A 16962-nucleotide genomic window follows, 5' to 3' on the forward strand; every position below is an offset into this window, starting at 1 on the left:
ACAGACGCAATGCCCGTTTGCACCGCACCCGCTCTGTTGCGGTCAATAATGTTTTCGTCCGGTCGATCTCAAACGTGTCAACAAACTCGCTCTTTCCATCCGGCCATTTTCGACACAACGGTTGAAAATACTATTTCCTGCAAAGTCCTTAGAAGCAGTACGAATCAAACGTCACATCCTGGCTGCGGATTGCCGATCTGCCCCATCTGTCTGTCGCGCTTTTGATTATCTCTTCGAGACAACAACCGTCTCGGCGAGATAGGCAATATTTCCGTTACGAAAATACGAAGTAATGGGGAGAGTAGCGTTACGCACGTTCCGTCAGATGCTTTTCAATGCCGCTGATTTCGACAAACCGTTCAAGGTCCGGGCGGATCAGTCTGGAAACGCGTCTACGCAGGACAGGAAGGGTCTTTTCTTCGACAAACCCCTCTTGCTGCAATATCCGCATTGTTCCGAGTAATAGCGCACGTAAAACCGCTCTTTCTGACGTTTGGGCAGTTCCCCGCTCAACAACATCGGCCAACACAGCGACAACTGCAGCTAGCGCCGTATCGACACGATCCGCTTCAGGCTCTCCGGCAGCCTTCAGCCGCGCGCGATAACGAGCCTGTCGTTCGGCCTTACATCTGTTGATCGGATTGGCTGGTCGTGGCATGCTACGCTCCTTGCTCGTCTGTCTCTACGAGATGATCAATGCAAGGCCTGCAAGCGACAATCCATCTCTACGAGACGAGTCCAAACACCCGAGAAGGAAAAGGGTGGAACCTGCGCGATGCAGGCTAGGCACCCCGGAAAGGCCCCCTCCCTTTTCCATACTATATATAAAGAAACGGGACGGATTTTTATAGGAAACAACAACTATTTGTTTTTTATATATTTTTTCATGCATCACTTGAAATTATTCCGAACGAGAACCGTCTCTTCTGCCCACCGCCTCACCATTCGAGTACCAGGTGAAACAGCTGTTACGCCGAAATTTCACAAGGTTCATCCGTCTCGCAAAAAACAATTGGCGCTCCCCTATAATCGCATCCATCGCTTCGAGGCTGCCATTTGGGAACACACATCGCTACGAGACGAGAAAATGCCTTGATAGCGCCTCTGCGAGACGGAGCGGCAGCCAACATCCTATAGCGCGGGAGCGAAGCGGCAATTGGAATGCTCCCACAAAGCAAGCATAACGCCTCCTCCTCACAATGCCGATTTCAGCGAGCGCTCGCGGTTCTCAATGCCAAGCAATACATACGTCGGCTTTCCACATTCCTGGCGATCCCGTGAAATCGGACGCCGCAAGCTCGATTCTGCATCCGCCATACCGCCAAACAGGAATTTCAACATGTTTCCGAAAGTCGTAACGAGACAGAGTTCGTATTGTGAGGAATATAGCTTTTCGCGCGTCCCGGCAGGAAAGAGTGACCTGACCGGGAAATTCCTATATCCACGAAAGTGGCCTGCTCTCGCTATTTCATACTATACATAGAAAAACGGGACAATATTTTTGTAATTACATTGTCTATGTGATTTTATTGAAATTTCTATATAATGATCAAATAATTTTCCCAACGTTAGGTATTCAAAAGCGGCGACATCCACTTGCCCTGGCGCTCCAGTTCCGCAAGTTGGTCGCAGCGATCCAGCACTGCTGGAAGCGTATATTCGTACTCACCCATTTCGGCAATTACCGATTCAAGAATGACATCCCTCAGACAGCAAAGCCTCGTATGACTGTCGGGCGCAATGTCGCGAATACGGCTCATAAAAGTAAGGGTCCGCTCGATGTCGTTAAAGTAATTGACGGGATGGGGTTCGTATTCAGCATACGATCTCAGATGTGACACATAGCTGCCGACAAGGCGGGTAGCTTTTCTGATATGCGGGTCCTGCACCCTGCTTGCAAGGGCAGTCAGATCGGCAGGAAAATCGTCCTGATAGCCTTTACGGATAGCCAGTTCGAACAAGTGATAGAGCGGTCCTGGATCAAGCAGCGGGCGCGTCAGTCGCAAGAGAGGTTCCAGTTGCATTGGGTTGGTGAAGTGCGGCCATATCCCTATCCTCATTACCGCCAGCACGTCGCGAACCCAGACATCTTGCCAGAACAGTTCCCTCGATACAGGCTTGGCGGGCAGGACGACGCTACGGGTTTTCCCAAAACGACGTTCATCTTCCATCCAGATCAGGATGTCCTTGATGCCCCTAATACGGCGACCGCGCCGGATGGCGATACAATCACCATGCATGAACAGGTGAAAGCCGAGATCGGCATGTGTGACGGCGGACAAATATTCAGGCAGCTTTTTGCGGCGCGTTGACCATGTCGAAGCAGCAGTTCCCGGTAACGGTTCTGCCACTTTAGCCCAGACTGCTGCCGCGAGATCGTCAACCCGGACAAGCCCCATGCCGTCACGTGGCATTGTCGCATCCAGTATCTGTGCCAGCCAGCGGATCTTCACCGGAAGCGCGTCTATTTTTTTATTCCGGAGGGGCGCTATCCCTTGCTGACGCAAATGCCGCGCCACCGTCGTTTTTGATTGACCACCGATTTTGGCGGCATTGCGCACCGTTGCCTTGCCGTAGATCTCATCCGCAAATTCAAGCAGCGCTGTCGCAGACAACTCTGTTGCAGCCCTCTCCTCCCGGCTACGTGCGGGCTTTCGTCTTGGCGGATTATATCGCTTGATGGTCCAGCGCGTCACATCGGTAACCAGTTGACTGGCTTCAGACTCTGTCAATCCGCTGCCAGCTTCATCACCCGCCAGCCACGCTGCCAGCGTTGCCGTACAATGTGCCTGCAATCCGCGTTCGTCCTTCCCATATTTCGAAACGAATTGATAGGCTGTCTTGCATAGATGGCTGAACGCATCCGGATTGGCACTCATGAGCTGGCACAGTCATTCGATTGGTTGTTGAAAGGACAAGTATGGCAGGGGTGAGGCTATAACGGCAAGCTCGCCTGAAACTGGCTTTCGAGGATTTCGACTTCGTAAATGACTTTCATCTTGGTTACGGATCACGCATTCGCAAGCGGTTGCTGTTCAGCGAGAAGTCGATAAAGTTGCTCGAAATGCGGAGAGAGAACAAGACTAGAGAGAGGTTGTACGCGGGCATAAGGGTGCGGCCGCAGCTATAGCACTCGAAGCTCATCGGTACGAAATGAAAGACACCCCAGCAACCAAAGAGCCAATGATCGAGCTGCTTCGCGATGAAGGGCATCGCGTGGTCCAGATCAACGAACGCCTATGGCGGCTCGATGCTCAACCAAATATCGTGAACTCATGCCGCAGAACCTGCGGGAATCATTCGAGAGCTGGCTGACGAGCTAGTCCAAAACAGCCCGGGCCCCGGCATATAATCCCCAAAACATATCTCACGAAACATGCGTCTTACGACATAAAGCCAATTATGTTGTCTGGAGCACAAACCACCTACGCAAATTCGTTTTGGTGGCGGTAAAACAAAGCCCGCGAAAGTTATATCTGCAAGTCATTGATTTTATTGGGAAAAAGTGGTGGGCGATGAGAGACTCGAACTCCCGACATCTTCGGTGTAAACGAAGCGCTCTACCAACTGAGCTAATCGCCCGACTGATTTGTCAGTCGCGTGAGAGCCGTTTAGGCAATTCATGCGACAAGCGCAAGAGCAAATTTTGGCAATTCGCACAGTTTCGACCATTTTTCCAAAATGACCAAATTCGATGCGCCATAAACACTCAAACTGTCGGTAGCTGAGCGGACGATAGAGTTGTGTTCAAGGGGATCGGGCCGGCGCTGCTAATGCCACGTAACATAGGGCGTTCGATAAAAAGCACAGCTGCCTTTGGCTTCTAACGCACAAATATGACGCTGATTTAAAAATCAGAAGAAACTAATTCTATTTTATCACATTTCACTAATTAATCTTTCTTGAATTTTCCCCGTGGGGAAAATCGCATTATCTCGCAATGTATTTGGAACATGGAGAAGAATTATAATGCGTAATGTCATTCGCGTTTCTTTGACCGGCCTCTTTCTCGGTGCAAATCTCACAGCAGCCCTCGCGCAGGCGACGCCTGAGCAGATGGAAATGGCTTATAGTGCGGCCCGCAATCAACTGGGCGTGCTGACCTATTGCAAGGACAAGGGCTATACCGACGATGCAGCCATCGAAATCCAGAACAAAATGCTTGGCTTGATCCCTCCTCCCGCCGATACGTCCAAGGCCGAAGCTGCCGAAGAAACCGGCAAGCAGGGCAAGGTTTCCGTCATGGGTATGGAACAGGATCTCGCCACCAGCGCAAAGGCGCAGAATGTTTCGGAAGAAAAGCTGTGCCAGACCATGGCAGACGCCGTGAAGCAGGCCGGTGCGCAGCTCCCAAAGTAAGCGCCGCTGGATAACCGAAAAGAACCCCGCTCAGGCGGGGTTCTGTTTTTAGGGCCTTGTGCGTCGGAAACGATCGTTCAGCCCCAATGCTTGGGTATATTTCAGCAATTTATTAATCATACAAAGCGCTTATCTTCTGTTTACCATGCAACTTAAGAGCGCAAAAAGAATTGCCCGTGTAATTTGGCTCCAGGTCAAGACGACCAGCTAATAAAAGCAGAGTCTCAGGAGCAACACCATGTCCAAGCTTTTCTCGCGTTTTCGCAAAGACGAATCCGGCGCAACCGCAATCGAATACGCGTTGATCGCAGCGCTCATCGCCGTCGTTATCATCGGCGGCGCAACAACGCTCGGCACGAAGATTAGCCAGAAGTTCACAGACATCGCCACCACCGTCGAAACGGGTAAGGCTCCGACGGAATAATAATCCGCACTCCAAAAAAGCCGCCACTTACATGGCGGCTTTTTTGTTTGACTTAAATTTATCTGTAGCGGCGCTGCTTGGCGGCGTAATTTTGTACACCCGAATTGTAGCTATCACACCGTAATCTTTAGTGATTTTGCCGCTTCACGCCGTTTCTGCATAATGTTTGTCGAAAGAATGTTTGCCAAATGCTGCAACATTCAGCGATGTACAGCGTTTGAGCTTTGAAGGAGCGAAGGCCATGTCATTAAAATCACTTCTGATCGCCGTTGGCATAGGCATATCCGGACTGACGCTCACCGGGTGCGTGTCCGAAGGCTATTATGGCAGCGGCGGCGGCTATTACGACCCTTACTATGTGCAGGGCAGCTATATCGGCACCGGCGTTGTCTATGATAGCGGACGCTATTATCGCAATTACCCGCGTTATTATCGTGATTCACGCTATCGCGATTACCGTTATCGGGATCGCGACCGTCGCCCGAATTACAACAGACCAGACCGCCCGCGCCCGCCGCAAGGTGAGCGTCCGCGTCCACCGCAAGCCGAGCGCCCATCGCAACCACGCCCGGAAGCACGGCCTTCGGGCAGCAACAGACCCCGCGCCTATATCAGACCGCGAGGCAATGAGCCGCGGTAGGTCGAGAGTCATAAAGGCTGCGAAATTCGCAGCCTTTTCTTTTTCAGAGCTTGATCACATATTCCTTGCGGGTGGTTTCCAGCACGTCCCAGCTGCCCTTGAAGCCGGGGCGAATGACAAAACTGTCGCCCGCCTTGACTTCACGGCTTGCGCCGCCCTCCTCGCTCACGATCGAGCGACCGGAGAGAATATGACAGAACTCCCATTCGTCATATTCGATCCGCCATTTTCCGGGCGTGCTTTCCCATATGCCGGCAAAGAGCGTGCCATCGGCATTTTCTTCCAGATTCCATGTCCGGAATTTTGGATCGCCGGAAAGAACGCGCTCCGGCAGCGGAGCGCCCTCTTCCGGTTCAATGCCGGTCAGGTCGAAGTCGAGAAACCGGCTCATCCGGTCAGACCTTGGCAAGAGCCTGTTCGATATCGGCTATAATATCGTCGGCATCCTCGATGCCGATAGACAGGCGCACGACATCCGGACCAGCGCCAGCCGCCACTTTCTGCTCGTCACTCAGCTGGCGGTGCGTGGTCGAGGCCGGATGAATCACGAGCGAACGCGTGTCGCCAATATTGGCAAGCAGCGAGAACAGGTCGAGGCTATCCACGAATTTCACGCCTGCATCATAGCCGCCCTTGAGGCCGAAGGTGAAAACCGAGCCTGCGCCCTTCGGCGAATATTTCTGCTGAAGCGCATGATATTTGTCATGCGGCAGCCCGGCATAGTTCACCCACGATACCTTCTCGTGACCATGCAGCCAGGAGGCAACCTTCTGGGCATTGTCGCAATGGCGCTGCATGCGCAACGGCAGAGTTTCCACACCGGTCAGAATCTGGAAGGCGTTGAATGGCGAAATCGCCGGGCCGAAATCGCGGAGACCCAGCACACGGGCCGCGATGGCAAAGGAGATATTGCCGAAGCTCTTATGCAGTTCCAGACCGGCATAATCCGGACGCGGTTCGGTCAGAAGCGGATAATTGCCCGACTTCGCCCAGTCGAAGGTTCCGCCGTCGATGAGGATGCCGCCCATGGAATTACCATGGCCGCCAATGAACTTGGTCAGCGAATGCACGACAATATCTGCGCCGTGTTCGATCGGGCGCACGAGATAGGGCGAAGCAAGCGTATTGTCTACGATCAAAGGCAGGCCATGCTTATGGGCGATTTCGGCAATCGCTTCGATATCCACGACTATGCCGCCCGGATTAGCGAAGCTTTCAATGAAGATTGCGCGCGTCTTGCCATCGATCTGCTTGGCAAAGTCGGTCGGATTGCTGGCGTCGGCCCAGCGCACCTGCCAGCCGAAGGATTTGAACGACTGACCGAACTGGTTTATCGACCCGCCGTAAAGCTGGCGCGCAGCGACGAAATTATCGCCGGGCTGCAAAAGCGTATGGAAAACGAGCAGCTGCGCGGCATGCCCCGATGCCGTTGCGACAGCTGCGGTGCCGCCTTCAAGCGCTGCGATGCGCTCTTCCAGCACGGCCGTCGTCGGATTGGTAATACGTGTATAAATATTGCCGAACGCCTGTAGCCCGAACAGGGAAGCCGCATGATCCGCATCTTCGAACACGAACGACGTCGTCTGATAGATTGGCGTTGCACGCGCGCCCGTTGTCGGATCAGGCTTTGCGCCTGCGTGAACGGCCAGTGTTTCTATGCCGGGTGAGCGTTTGGACATCTATTCCTCCTGATAACGAATGCCACTCTTTGAGGGCGGACGTTAGGCTCTGCCAAAAAGAAAGCAAAGGAGGAATTTTTCGACTGATATCAAAGCGCGGAATTTTATTCCCGCTTCATACGCTATCCGATCAAGCGCGGGTATTCTATCGCGGGACAACGATCCATGATGACGGTCAGCCCTGCGTCTTCGGCACGCTTGCCAGCTTCTTCATGGACAACGCCGAGCTGCGTCCACAAAACGGATGGACGCTGCTTCATGGCGAGGATTTCATCCACAATAGCCGGCAGCGAATAAGGCTCACGAAACACATCGACCATGTCGACCTGCTCTTCAATATCGGCCAATCGCGCCACGACGCGCTGGCCGTGAATTTCCTTGCCGACCTGCCCCGGATTGACGGGAATGACGCGGTAGCCCTTGGAGAGCAGAAACTCCATCACGCCATTGCTTGGGCGCTCTGGCTTCGGGGAGGCACCAAGAAGCGCAATTGTTTTGACGGATTGGAGAATGTTGCGAATTTTGTCGCCAGACGGATTGTTCATGTTCTTACCTCACCAGTCTCAACTGCGCGACCGTATTTATCGTTCGCACGACAGGATGCCGCTTGCAACACAAGGGTCCACGCTTCTATTCCTATAAAGATTGGGAGGACTGGATGAATATCAATATGACAAGACACACAAGTCTGGCTCCGGTGATGGATATCGACGAGCTGCGCACTTTCATGAAGCGTGAGTTTCCGCAGCTTGGTACGAGTTTCGAGATTGTTGCGATTGATGAAGGTTCCGCCACGATGCGCCTTCACGCCGACGAGCAACATTTGCGTCCCGGCGGGACGGTTTCCGGCCCTGCGCTATTCGCGCTGGCCGATGTTGCTGCCTATGCGGCTATTCTGGCGCATATCGGCCCGGTCGCGCTTGCGGTGACGACCAATCTCAACATCAATTTCCTGCGCAAGCCCTCACCCGGTGCGGTGGAAGCTGTCGCGCAACTTCTGAAGCTTGGAAAACGCCTCGCCGTCCTCGATATCAGCCTGACCGATGGCGCGACTGGCGAACTGGTTGCTCATGCAACAGCGACTTATTCAATCCCACCGCGTTAAAAGCACCACAAAAACATAGGGTATTATAATACCAAATAAACAAGCCATTGATTTTATTATGCTTTTAAAATCACCGTGCAAATACGGGACTTGACGGCGGGGCAGAGTTTGTGTATCGACCCGCCGGAAGCGCGCGAAACTTAATTTTTGCACGCCCGTTCGGGTTGGATATCACCAACACAAGCAACAAAAAAAGCCCTGATGTTCATATCGGGGATTAGTCTAAGGAAGACTTCAATGGCAACTTTTTCTCAGAAGCCGGCTGAAGTGGTGAAGAAGTGGGTACTGATCGACGCCGAAGGTCTCGTCGTTGGTCGTCTCGCAACTATCGTCGCCAATCGCCTGCGTGGCAAGCACAAAGCAACCTTCACCCCGCACGTTGACGATGGCGATAATGTCATCATCATCAATGCCGACAAGGTTGTTCTGACCGGCAAGAAGTACACCGACAAGGTTTATTACTGGCACACCGGCCATCCGGGCGGCATCAAGGAGCGCACTGCTCGCCAGATTCTCGAAGGCCGTTTCCCGGAACGCGTTCTCGAGAAGGCTATTGAGCGTATGATCCCACGTGGTCCGCTCGGCCGTCGCCAGATGAAGAACCTGCGCGTTTATGCAGGTCCGAACCATCAGCATGAAGCTCAGCAGCCGGAAGTCCTCGACGTCGCAGCGCTGAACCGCAAGAACAAAGGGAATGCATAATCATGGCTGAGCAGCTCAACTCGCTCGAAGAACTCGGCACTGTTGCCAAGACCGAAGCTGCCGCTCCGGTTCACGTCCAGAAGCTGGACGCACAGGGCCGCGCTTATGCCACCGGCAAGCGTAAGGACGCCGTTGCACGCGTTTGGGTCAAGCCGGGTTCCGGCAAGATCACCGTCAACGACAAGGAATTCGAAAAGTACTTCGCACGTCCGGTCCTGCAGATGATCCTCCAGCAGCCGATCATCGCTTCGAACCGCGCTGGCCAGTTCGACATCGTTGCTACCGTTGCCGGTGGCGGCCTGTCCGGTCAGGCTGGTGCCGTTCGTCACGGTATTTCGAAGGCCCTCACCTACTACGAACCGGGCCTGCGCACGGTTCTCAAGAAGGGTGGCTTCCTGACCCGCGATAGCCGCGTCGTCGAACGTAAGAAGTACGGTAAGGCCAAGGCTCGCCGTTCGTTCCAGTTCTCGAAGCGCTAATCCGCTTAGGGCCAGCCCTCGAAGCGCTGGCCCGTTTAAAAATCACCCAAGCGCTCCGGCGCTTGGGGTTGCATTTCCAGACGGTAATATTCCTGTCATCTTGATATGCGAAAAAGCGAGCCGCAAGGCTCGCTTTTTTGGTTTCTAAAGCCCTCTGCTCCCTATTGGTAGCAAGCTCATTTAAGCTATTCTTATTATAATATTTTTATTTGCATAAAATTAACAATATTAATCAGGATATTTATTTTGAACTATATTTTTTATAAAAAATCAAATGCTTTATTGGCTGCAATCACCTCTATTTCTTTTCTTTTTTCCACTACGGCTTATTCACGAAGCATAACTGACAATGACGAAACGACTTATTTCAACAGAGCGATCATCTTCGGCGACAGCCTGAGTGACAACGGCACGTTTGGAGATTGGGCGACACGCCTTAAGGGCCGCGAAACGACCGACGGGCGTTTCAGCAATGGGCGCGTCTGGAATGAATATCTCTTCCAAAACCAGAAACGAGGTACAGAATTCAGGTCCAGCCTGGTCCCGCCTTTTGTACATCGAGTTCGGACTGATAATTTCGGCGACAACACCCCCAACCGCGACACCAATGTAAACTATGCGATCGGCGGCACAAAATATCAGAATGCTGGTATTCCAGCGTCATGGATAATCCCGTCTATCGCAGATGAAGTGGACGAATTCATTGACGGGAATAATTCCATTTCCCCTCACAGCCTAGTATCGTTATGGGCGGGCGGCAATGACGCCATGGATGCGCTTGACGATGGCGATTCGACCCGAGTAAAGGCGGGATACAGCGGAAACGAATTATCCAAAGCGCTGGAACGCCTTTATAGCGCAGGTGCGCGACAGTTCCTGCTGCCCGACTTGCCCGACTTTTCAAAAGTTCCGCGCTATGCGAACTCGCACGGCATCCCTTCCAGGGAGGCAACAGACGATTTCAACAACGCCATCGCCGACAGCATTGCCGCCTTCAAGAAAAAACACCCAGACGCTGTGGTCTATGCGCCCAAAGTAGCCAACATACTGGATATGGTTATTAAATATCCCGGCATTTTCGGCTTCACCCATGCGACCGGCAGTTGTGTGGACACCCCCTCATGCCTCGACCAGCCACGGGGCTCTGCATTACAGAACGAATATGTTTTCTGGGATGATATTCATCCTACAACGCGAACACACAATTACATTGCCAATTACATGCGGGAATACTGGTCAAATCCCGATCTAGCGGGGTTTTATGTCCGATCTCCCGAAGGACTGTTCAAGACCGAGCGCAACATTTTTTTTCCGACATCCGATAGAATCGTATCGGGCTACCTGGATGGAAACAGATCCCTATACAAGATGCAGTCTGGAAAACTGACGCTGATTGGAAAAAACACCTATACCGGCAACAGCTTTGTGCTCGAAGGCGGACTGGAGCTTGGCAATGGCGGTGAAACCGGCTCCATCATCGGTAATGTCGATTTAATGGGCAAGGACACCTTTCTGTCCTTCAACCGCAGCAATCTGCTTGAGTTCGATGGAAATATTACCGGCGATGGCCGTCTACAGCAAGTCGGACACGGCATTACCGTTCTCGGAGGCCAGAGCAGCTACAAAGGAAAGACCGACGTTTATGCGGGAGAGCTGATGGTCAACGGATCGATCACATCACCCGTTATGGTCCATACCGGGGGTATACTGAGCGGCGCTGGATCTACTGGGAATATTATAGCGGACAACAACGCTTATGTCTCACCGGGCGGTTTCGACGCGTCACGGACCAAAACGTTGAAAATCAACGGCGACATTGATCTGCGAACAGGCAGCGTTCTCAATATCACCGTCGGCGCAGATGGCAGCACGTCGTTGCTCTATGGCAATAACCGGGCAAGGATTGAGGGCAACCTTTCCTTTGACGGTGTTGAACGGGGCATACCGCTCACTGTTGACGAGATCAATGCAAGGCTGGGCAAGAGCAGCATTTTCCTCAAAGCAGACAATGGGATCACAGGGCGCTTCAACCAGGTTTCATCGAAATATCGGTTTATCGATCAGAAGCTCGACTACATGCAAAATGAAGTCGGCGTTACTTTCATGAAGACGAACAAAAGATTTGCAGAATATGCGGTAAGCAATCAGCAAAGAAGGGTCGCCAACGCATTGCAAGCGCTCGGCCACGATCAAAAGCTCTACAAGAACGTGCTTACATCGCGGATGGAAGACGATCTGTCGGAAGCCTATACCGAGCTGTCTGGCGATATTTACGCATCCACGCTCACATCGCTTCTTTATGACAACCAGTTGCCACGCGAAGCCGTGACACAGCGTATGATTGATCTGTCCGACAGTCGCTTCCATCATTCAGCGCTGAATGCTCCGCTCAAAAACGGCGTATGGGGACAAGCCTATAATTCCAGAGCGCATTTCCAGAGCATTGGAGAAGCGCAAGCTATGAGCCGCAGCGCGACGGGCTTTATCACCGGCATTGACGGCCAACTGTCGGATAATTGGCAATTGGGTCTCTTTGCCGGTTATCTGCAATCCTCGCTCAATAGCGGCCTGTCATCGGCGAAGGTCGATAGCTATCAGATCGGCGCCTATGGCGGCTATGCATGGAAGAACTTCAACCTGACTTTTGGTGGCAATGCCAATCTGCACGACATCGACAGCAAGCGCACAATCCGCTTCAAGGAAGTCTCAAACGATAATCGCGCAAGTTACAAAGGCAACAGCTTCCAGGGTTTTGCGGAACTCGGCTACAATATCGACACCAGTCTGGCGCTGCTGGAGCCATTTGCGGGCATTTCCTACGCCTATGCGAAAACCAATGGTTTTACGGAAAATGCGGCTGTCACCGCCCTCTCCGGCTCTGGCGCAACCAGCGATCTTTTAACCAACTATCTCGGCGTGCGTCTTTCGAACAAATACGCACTCTCCGAAAACACCAGCGTCAACACCAAACTGGCGCTCGGCTGGCAGCATAATAGCGCCGACCAGCCGGAAACAATGCTGCGTTTCAGCGACGGTCCCGGCTTCATGGTTGAAGGTCTGCCGCTCGACAAAAACATGTTCTACGCACATGCCGGGTTGGACCTCAATCTGGCGCATAACACGTCTCTCGGATTGCACTACCGGGGACAATTCGCAAACAAGGCGCAGGATCACGCCATTAAAGTGAACCTCGCGGTCAACTTCTGACGATCAAACAACGGAAAGCGGGCCTTCGGGTCCGCTTTTTGCTATGAATTTCAGGAATCAGCCAGCAGGGAGCCAGCATGATGTCGTCCAGCCGCTTTGCCGTCACACCGGAGCCACCTTATTACGTCGTGAGTTTTGCCTCGCAGCGCATTGGCGACGACGATGGCTACGCCGATATGGCGGTGCGCATGGCGGAACTCGCAGCGCAACAACCCGGCTATCTTGGCGTCGAGAGCGCCCGAGACGCGGAAGGTTTTGGCATAACGAACTCGTTCTGGGCGGACGAAGACAGCATTCGCGCATGGAAGCGCGAAGTGGACCACCTTGTGGCGCAAAAGCTTGGTCGCCAGCAGTGGTATGAGACCTATCGCGTGCGCATTGGCCGTGTCGAACGCGCTTACGGTTTTGATAGAGACTAAAACCTCTTCCCAATTTCTGGCGTGACCGGTTATAGAAGTCAGAACTTCACCGGGGAACGGCCATGCCATCCAAGACCATTGATCACGCATTTACCGCACGCAGCCTGACGAGCGCTGCGACCGACCCGACCCATGCGGGCGTGCTGTCTTTCATGCGGCGCGTCTACACCAAGTCGCTGAAGGGCGCGGAAGCCGTTGTCTGGGGCATTCCGTTTGATGCAGCTGTGTCCAACCGGCCCGGTGCGCGTTTCGGCCCGCAGGCGATCCGGCGCGCATCGGCGATCTTCGACAATGATCCGCAATATCCGTTCCAGCGCGACCTGTTCGAAAACCTCGCTGTGATCGATTACGGTGACTGCCTGCTCGACTACGGCAACCATTACAAGACGCCCGCCACGATCGAGCGTGAAGCAACAAAGATCCTCAAATCCGATGCATTTTTGCTGACACTTGGCGGCGATCATTTCGTGACATGGCCGCTTCTGAAAGCCCATGCCGCGAAATATGGCCCGCTGGCACTGGTGCAGTTCGATGCGCATCAGGACACGTGGTTTGACGACGGCAAGCGGATTGATCACGGTTCCTTCGTTGCCCGCGCCGTGCGTGATGGCATCATCGATCCCGACCATTCCATTCAGGTCGGCATTCGCACCCATGCGCCGGAAGATTGCGGCATCAAGATCATTTATGGTCACGAAGTCGAAGACATGACGGCAGCAGAGATTGCCGACGCCATTTTGAAACGCACTGCGGGCAAGAAGACCTATCTGACCTTCGATATTGATTGCCTTGATCCGGCCTTTGCGCCCGGCACGGGCACGCCGGTGGCGGGCGGTCCTTCGTCCGCCAAGATGCTATCGATCCTGCGCAAGCTCACGGCGCTTGACTTCGTCGGTGCGGATGTGGTCGAGGTTGCACCAGCCTATGATCATGCCGATATTACGGCTATCGCTGGAGCGACAATCGCAATGTATTATCTGGGTCTGCTGGCAGAGCAGAAAGAACGACGATGACGGTGCCGCGTTTATGCGGTTGAGAAACTGATTCAAGCGGTTGAAAGACCGATTCCGGATATTGTCGTAACTTTATGAAATCAAAAGGCAAAAGCATGAAACCGAAAATCTTCATCGATGGCGAACACGGCACCACCGGCCTGCAAATCCGCAGCCGTCTGGCCGAGCGCGACGATCTTGAAGTGATTTCAATCCCGGAAGCCGAGCGGCGCAACAAGGATTTGCGCGCCGACTATCTGCGCTCTGCCGACATTGCCATTCTGTGCCTGCCCGACGACGCTTCGAAAGAGGCCGTCTCCCTGCTGCGGGATCACAATTCGACTCGCATCATCGATACTTCGACCGCCCATCGCGTGCATCCCGAATGGGCCTATGGTTTTGCCGAACTGGCCAAAGGCCAGCGCGAACGCATTGCGGAAGCGCGGCTCGTCGCCAATCCGGGCTGCTATCCAACCGGCGCAATTGGGCTTGTTCGCCCGCTGCGCGATGCAGGGCTGTTGCCGTCTGACTATCCGGTCAGCGTCAATGCCGTCTCCGGCTATACCGGCGGCGGCAAGCAGCTGATTGCGCAGATAGAAGACAAGAACAATCCGGACTATCTGGCCGCTAACAACTTCCTTTATGGCCTGCCGTTGCATCACAAGCATGTGCCGGAATTGCAGCTGCATGGACGCCTCGACCGTCGCCCGATCTTCAGCCCGAGCGTCGGACGTTTCCCGCAGGGCATGATCGTGCAGGTTCCGCTGTTCCTGAACGAGCTTGAAGGCAGGCCGTCGCTGACAAAGATTCACGCAGCCCTGAGCGAGCATTATGCCGGTCAGGACATTGTCGAAGTCGTGCCACTGGAGGAAAGCGGCAAGCTTCCGCGCGTCGATGCGGAAGAACTTGCCGGCAAGGACGGCATGAAGCTCTTTGTCTTCGGCACCGAAGGCGACGATCAGGTCAATCTGGTCGCCCTACTCGACAATCTCGGCAAAGGTGCTTCGGGTGCCGCTGTCCAGAACATGAACCTCATGCTTGGCAAAGCCTGATGACGACTGAACCGGTATTCCCCGGAAAATGGAATGTCGGTTCATTCGAACCACTGGCGGATACGCATTCAAGCCTCGTCTGGAAGGTCGAACGCATCGATCATCCGGGCGAGGTTTTTGTTATCAAGCAGCTGAAACCCGCCGGAATGGAGGAAATGCGCGGTGCGCATTATCTGCGCTGGCAGGATGGACATGGCGCGGCGCGCCTGTACGATCTTGAAGATACGTCGATGCTGCTCGAATATGTGGGCAGCTATCATCTCGATGAACACCTCAAAAGCGGGCTTGACGCAGATTGTCTGGTGGTCTTCGGGCAGGTTCTGGACGCATTGCACACACCCTCGCCTGCGCCGGTGCCGTCAGACCTGCAACCGCTCGACAGGCATTTCTCCGGCCTTTTCGCAGTCGCAGACCAGACGCCGCTTTATGCGGAGGCTACAGCGCTTGCAAGGCAACTGCTGGCGACGCCGCACAAGCCCATTCCGCTGCATGGCGACATTCACCACGAAAACATCCTGCGGGGACAGCGCGGCTGGCTTGCCATCGATCCGCACGGGCTGATTGGCGATGCGGCCTTCGATGCCGCCAATATCTTTTACAATCCGCTGAATCGTGACGATCTCTGCCTCGACCTTGATCGCGCAAAGCGCATGGCCGAGCATTTCGCGCCAATCATTGGTCGCTCGCCGTCCTATATTCTTGATTATGCCTTTGCCTATGGCTGTCTTTCAGCCGCGTGGCATCGCGAGGATTGCAATGGTGCCGACGAAGCGCGGGAGCTGAAGATTGCCACCGCGCTGAGATATTTGCGCCAGACGGCTTATCCTGCGTAAGCGCCCTTGGTGCCGCGCCAGTGCGCGACTGCGAAAGCCAGTACGATCAATGCGACGAACTGGTGTGTCAGGCCCATATGCAGCGGCACACTCATCAGCAACGTTCCGATGCCGATGACCGCCTGCACCAGCACCAGGCCGAGCAGAACAATCGTGCGGCGCGCATGGGTCGTGCCCGGCACGTCTTTCCACACCTGAACGGCATGGAGAACAGTGAGAACCAGCACCGTATAGGCGAACATGCGATGCACGAACTGTACGGTTTTCGGATTTTCGAACAGATTCCGCCACCATGGCGACTGGATGAAGAGGTCGGACGGAATGATCGCGCCGTCCATCAAAGGCCAGGTGTTGTAGGTGAGACCGGCATGAAGCCCGGCAACCAGACCGCCAAGATAGATCTGCACCAGAACGGCAAAGACCAGCCACCCGGCGAAGCGCTGCACCGACCGCTCCGCCGGACGCTCGGTATAGGTCACAAGTCCTCTGGCAATGTAGAAGACCGCCGTAATGATCACGCAGGCCGTGGTGAGATGGATTGCAAGCCGGTACTGGCTGACGCTGGTCAATTCGCTGAGGCCCGATGCCACCATCCACCAACCAATGGCGCCCTGAAAGCCGCCCAGCGCCAGAAGCCCCAGCATGCGGTATTTCAGCCCGCCCTTCAGACGCCCCGTCGCCCAGAAGAAAGCAAGCGGCACCGCAACCAGAAAGCCGACGAAGCGCGCCAGCAGGCGATGCGCCCACTCCCACCAGAAAATATACTGAAACTCTTCAAGGGACATGCCCTTGTTGATCTGTTGATATTGCGGGATCTGGCGATATTTATCGAACTCTTCCACCCATTCAGCATGGTCGAGCGGGGGAATGACGCCATGGATAGGCTTCCATTCGGTGATGGAAAGGCCAGAGCCGGTCATGCGGGTGGCCCCGCCCACCATCACGATGGCGATTAGCACGACAAAAACCGCATAAAGCCAATAGCGCACAAGGCGCCGGTCGCGTTCGTCCTTCGACGTTCTCGAACTCCGCTCTCCGCGCTGCGCCATCGATGCTGCCGTCATGCCGTTC

17 protein-coding genes and 1 tRNA gene are annotated in these 16962 nt (G+C 54.2%); 11 read left to right on the forward strand and 7 right to left on the reverse strand.

Going from position 1 to position 16962, the window contains the following annotated elements:
- Positions 1 to 307: 307 nt before the first annotated feature.
- From FIC94_RS09940 to FIC94_RS09950, 3 genes are all read right to left on the reverse strand, one after another.
- Positions 308 to 658 (reverse strand): hypothetical protein, encoded by a 351-nt coding sequence (locus FIC94_RS09940; RefSeq protein WP_140024777.1) that lies wholly within the window; start codon positions 656 to 658, stop codon positions 308 to 310.
- Between the two features lie 910 nt (positions 659 to 1568).
- Positions 1569 to 2879 (reverse strand): hypothetical protein, encoded by a 1311-nt coding sequence (locus FIC94_RS09945; protein ID WP_140024778.1) that lies wholly within the window; start codon positions 2877 to 2879, stop codon positions 1569 to 1571.
- A gap of 627 nt (positions 2880 to 3506) precedes the next feature.
- Positions 3507 to 3582 (reverse strand) — tRNA-Val (locus FIC94_RS09950).
- 387 nt (positions 3583 to 3969) lie between these two features.
- On the opposite strand from FIC94_RS09950, the gene FIC94_RS09955 reads away from it, so the two are divergent.
- The 3 genes from FIC94_RS09955 to FIC94_RS09965 all read left to right on the forward strand — a co-directional run bounded on the left by FIC94_RS09955 (position 3970) and on the right by FIC94_RS09965 (position 5423).
- A complete protein-coding gene (locus FIC94_RS09955; protein ID WP_140024779.1) occupies positions 3970 to 4359 on the forward strand; it encodes a pore-forming ESAT-6 family protein in 390 nt (129 codons plus the stop codon).
- A 238-nt stretch (positions 4360 to 4597) separates the two neighbouring features.
- The gene (locus FIC94_RS09960; RefSeq protein WP_140024780.1) at positions 4598 to 4783 is read left to right on the forward strand and encodes a Flp family type IVb pilin; all 186 of its coding nucleotides are present in this window, start codon (positions 4598 to 4600) and stop codon (positions 4781 to 4783) included.
- Between the two features lie 241 nt (positions 4784 to 5024).
- Complete coding sequence (locus tag FIC94_RS09965) at positions 5025 to 5423, forward strand: hypothetical protein (RefSeq protein ID WP_121535784.1); 399 nt, start codon at positions 5025 to 5027, stop codon at positions 5421 to 5423.
- Positions 5424 to 5466: 43 nt separating this feature from the next.
- Here the strand turns inward: FIC94_RS09965 and FIC94_RS09970 are convergent, their stop codons facing one another.
- From FIC94_RS09970 to FIC94_RS09980, 3 genes are all read right to left on the reverse strand, one after another.
- Positions 5467 to 5814 (reverse strand): cupin domain-containing protein, encoded by a 348-nt coding sequence (locus tag FIC94_RS09970; protein ID WP_121535781.1) that lies wholly within the window; start codon positions 5812 to 5814, stop codon positions 5467 to 5469.
- Positions 5815 to 5818: 4 nt separating this feature from the next.
- Positions 5819 to 7102 (reverse strand): O-acetylhomoserine aminocarboxypropyltransferase, encoded by a 1284-nt coding sequence (locus tag FIC94_RS09975; RefSeq protein WP_140024781.1) that lies wholly within the window; start codon positions 7100 to 7102, stop codon positions 5819 to 5821.
- Between the two features lie 122 nt (positions 7103 to 7224).
- Positions 7225 to 7647: a CoA-binding protein gene (locus FIC94_RS09980; protein ID WP_140024782.1), complete on the reverse strand. Its 423-nt coding sequence runs from the start codon at positions 7645 to 7647 to the stop codon at positions 7225 to 7227.
- 113 nt (positions 7648 to 7760) lie between these two features.
- Here FIC94_RS09980 and FIC94_RS09985 point away from each other — a divergent pair, with 113 nt between their 5' ends.
- The 8 genes from FIC94_RS09985 (at position 7761) to FIC94_RS10020 (ending at position 15891) form a co-directional block, all read left to right on the forward strand.
- Positions 7761 to 8207 (forward strand): PaaI family thioesterase, encoded by a 447-nt coding sequence (locus FIC94_RS09985; RefSeq protein WP_109368752.1) that lies wholly within the window; start codon positions 7761 to 7763, stop codon positions 8205 to 8207.
- 237 nt (positions 8208 to 8444) lie between these two features.
- A complete protein-coding gene (gene rplM, locus FIC94_RS09990; RefSeq protein ID WP_078340528.1) occupies positions 8445 to 8909 on the forward strand; it encodes a 50S ribosomal protein L13 in 465 nt (154 codons plus the stop codon).
- Positions 8910 to 8911: 2 nt separating this feature from the next.
- On the forward strand, positions 8912 to 9388 hold the full coding sequence (gene rpsI / locus FIC94_RS09995; protein WP_078340527.1) for a 30S ribosomal protein S9: 477 nt from the start codon (positions 8912 to 8914) through the stop codon (positions 9386 to 9388).
- 246 nt (positions 9389 to 9634) lie between these two features.
- Positions 9635 to 12595 (forward strand): autotransporter domain-containing protein, encoded by a 2961-nt coding sequence (locus FIC94_RS10000; RefSeq protein WP_140024783.1) that lies wholly within the window; start codon positions 9635 to 9637, stop codon positions 12593 to 12595.
- An 80-nt stretch (positions 12596 to 12675) separates the two neighbouring features.
- On the forward strand, positions 12676 to 13014 hold the full coding sequence (locus FIC94_RS10005; protein ID WP_109370209.1) for an antibiotic biosynthesis monooxygenase family protein: 339 nt from the start codon (positions 12676 to 12678) through the stop codon (positions 13012 to 13014).
- A gap of 62 nt (positions 13015 to 13076) precedes the next feature.
- Positions 13077 to 14027, forward strand: a complete 951-nt coding sequence (gene speB / locus FIC94_RS10010; protein WP_140024784.1) for an agmatinase — start codon at positions 13077 to 13079, stop codon at positions 14025 to 14027.
- Positions 14028 to 14122: 95 nt separating this feature from the next.
- Entirely contained in the window at positions 14123 to 15058 is a 936-nt protein-coding gene (argC, locus tag FIC94_RS10015) for an N-acetyl-gamma-glutamyl-phosphate reductase (RefSeq protein ID WP_140024785.1), read from the forward strand.
- Positions 15058 to 15891: an aminoglycoside phosphotransferase family protein gene (locus FIC94_RS10020; protein WP_140024786.1), complete on the forward strand. Its 834-nt coding sequence runs from the start codon at positions 15058 to 15060 to the stop codon at positions 15889 to 15891. The genes argC and FIC94_RS10020 overlap by 1 nt, the downstream gene beginning before the upstream one ends.
- On the opposite strand, the gene FIC94_RS10025 is transcribed toward FIC94_RS10020, so the two are convergent.
- Entirely contained in the window at positions 15879 to 16955 is a 1077-nt protein-coding gene (locus tag FIC94_RS10025; protein WP_140024787.1) for a COX15/CtaA family protein, read from the reverse strand. The two genes, FIC94_RS10020 and FIC94_RS10025, sit on opposite strands and share 13 nt — an antisense overlap.
- Between the last annotated feature and the right edge of the window lie 7 nt (positions 16956 to 16962).

Origin of the sequence: Ochrobactrum teleogrylli, from assembly GCF_006376685.1 — a bacterium.
Taxonomy (GTDB): domain Bacteria; phylum Pseudomonadota; class Alphaproteobacteria; order Rhizobiales; family Rhizobiaceae; genus Brucella; species Brucella teleogrylli.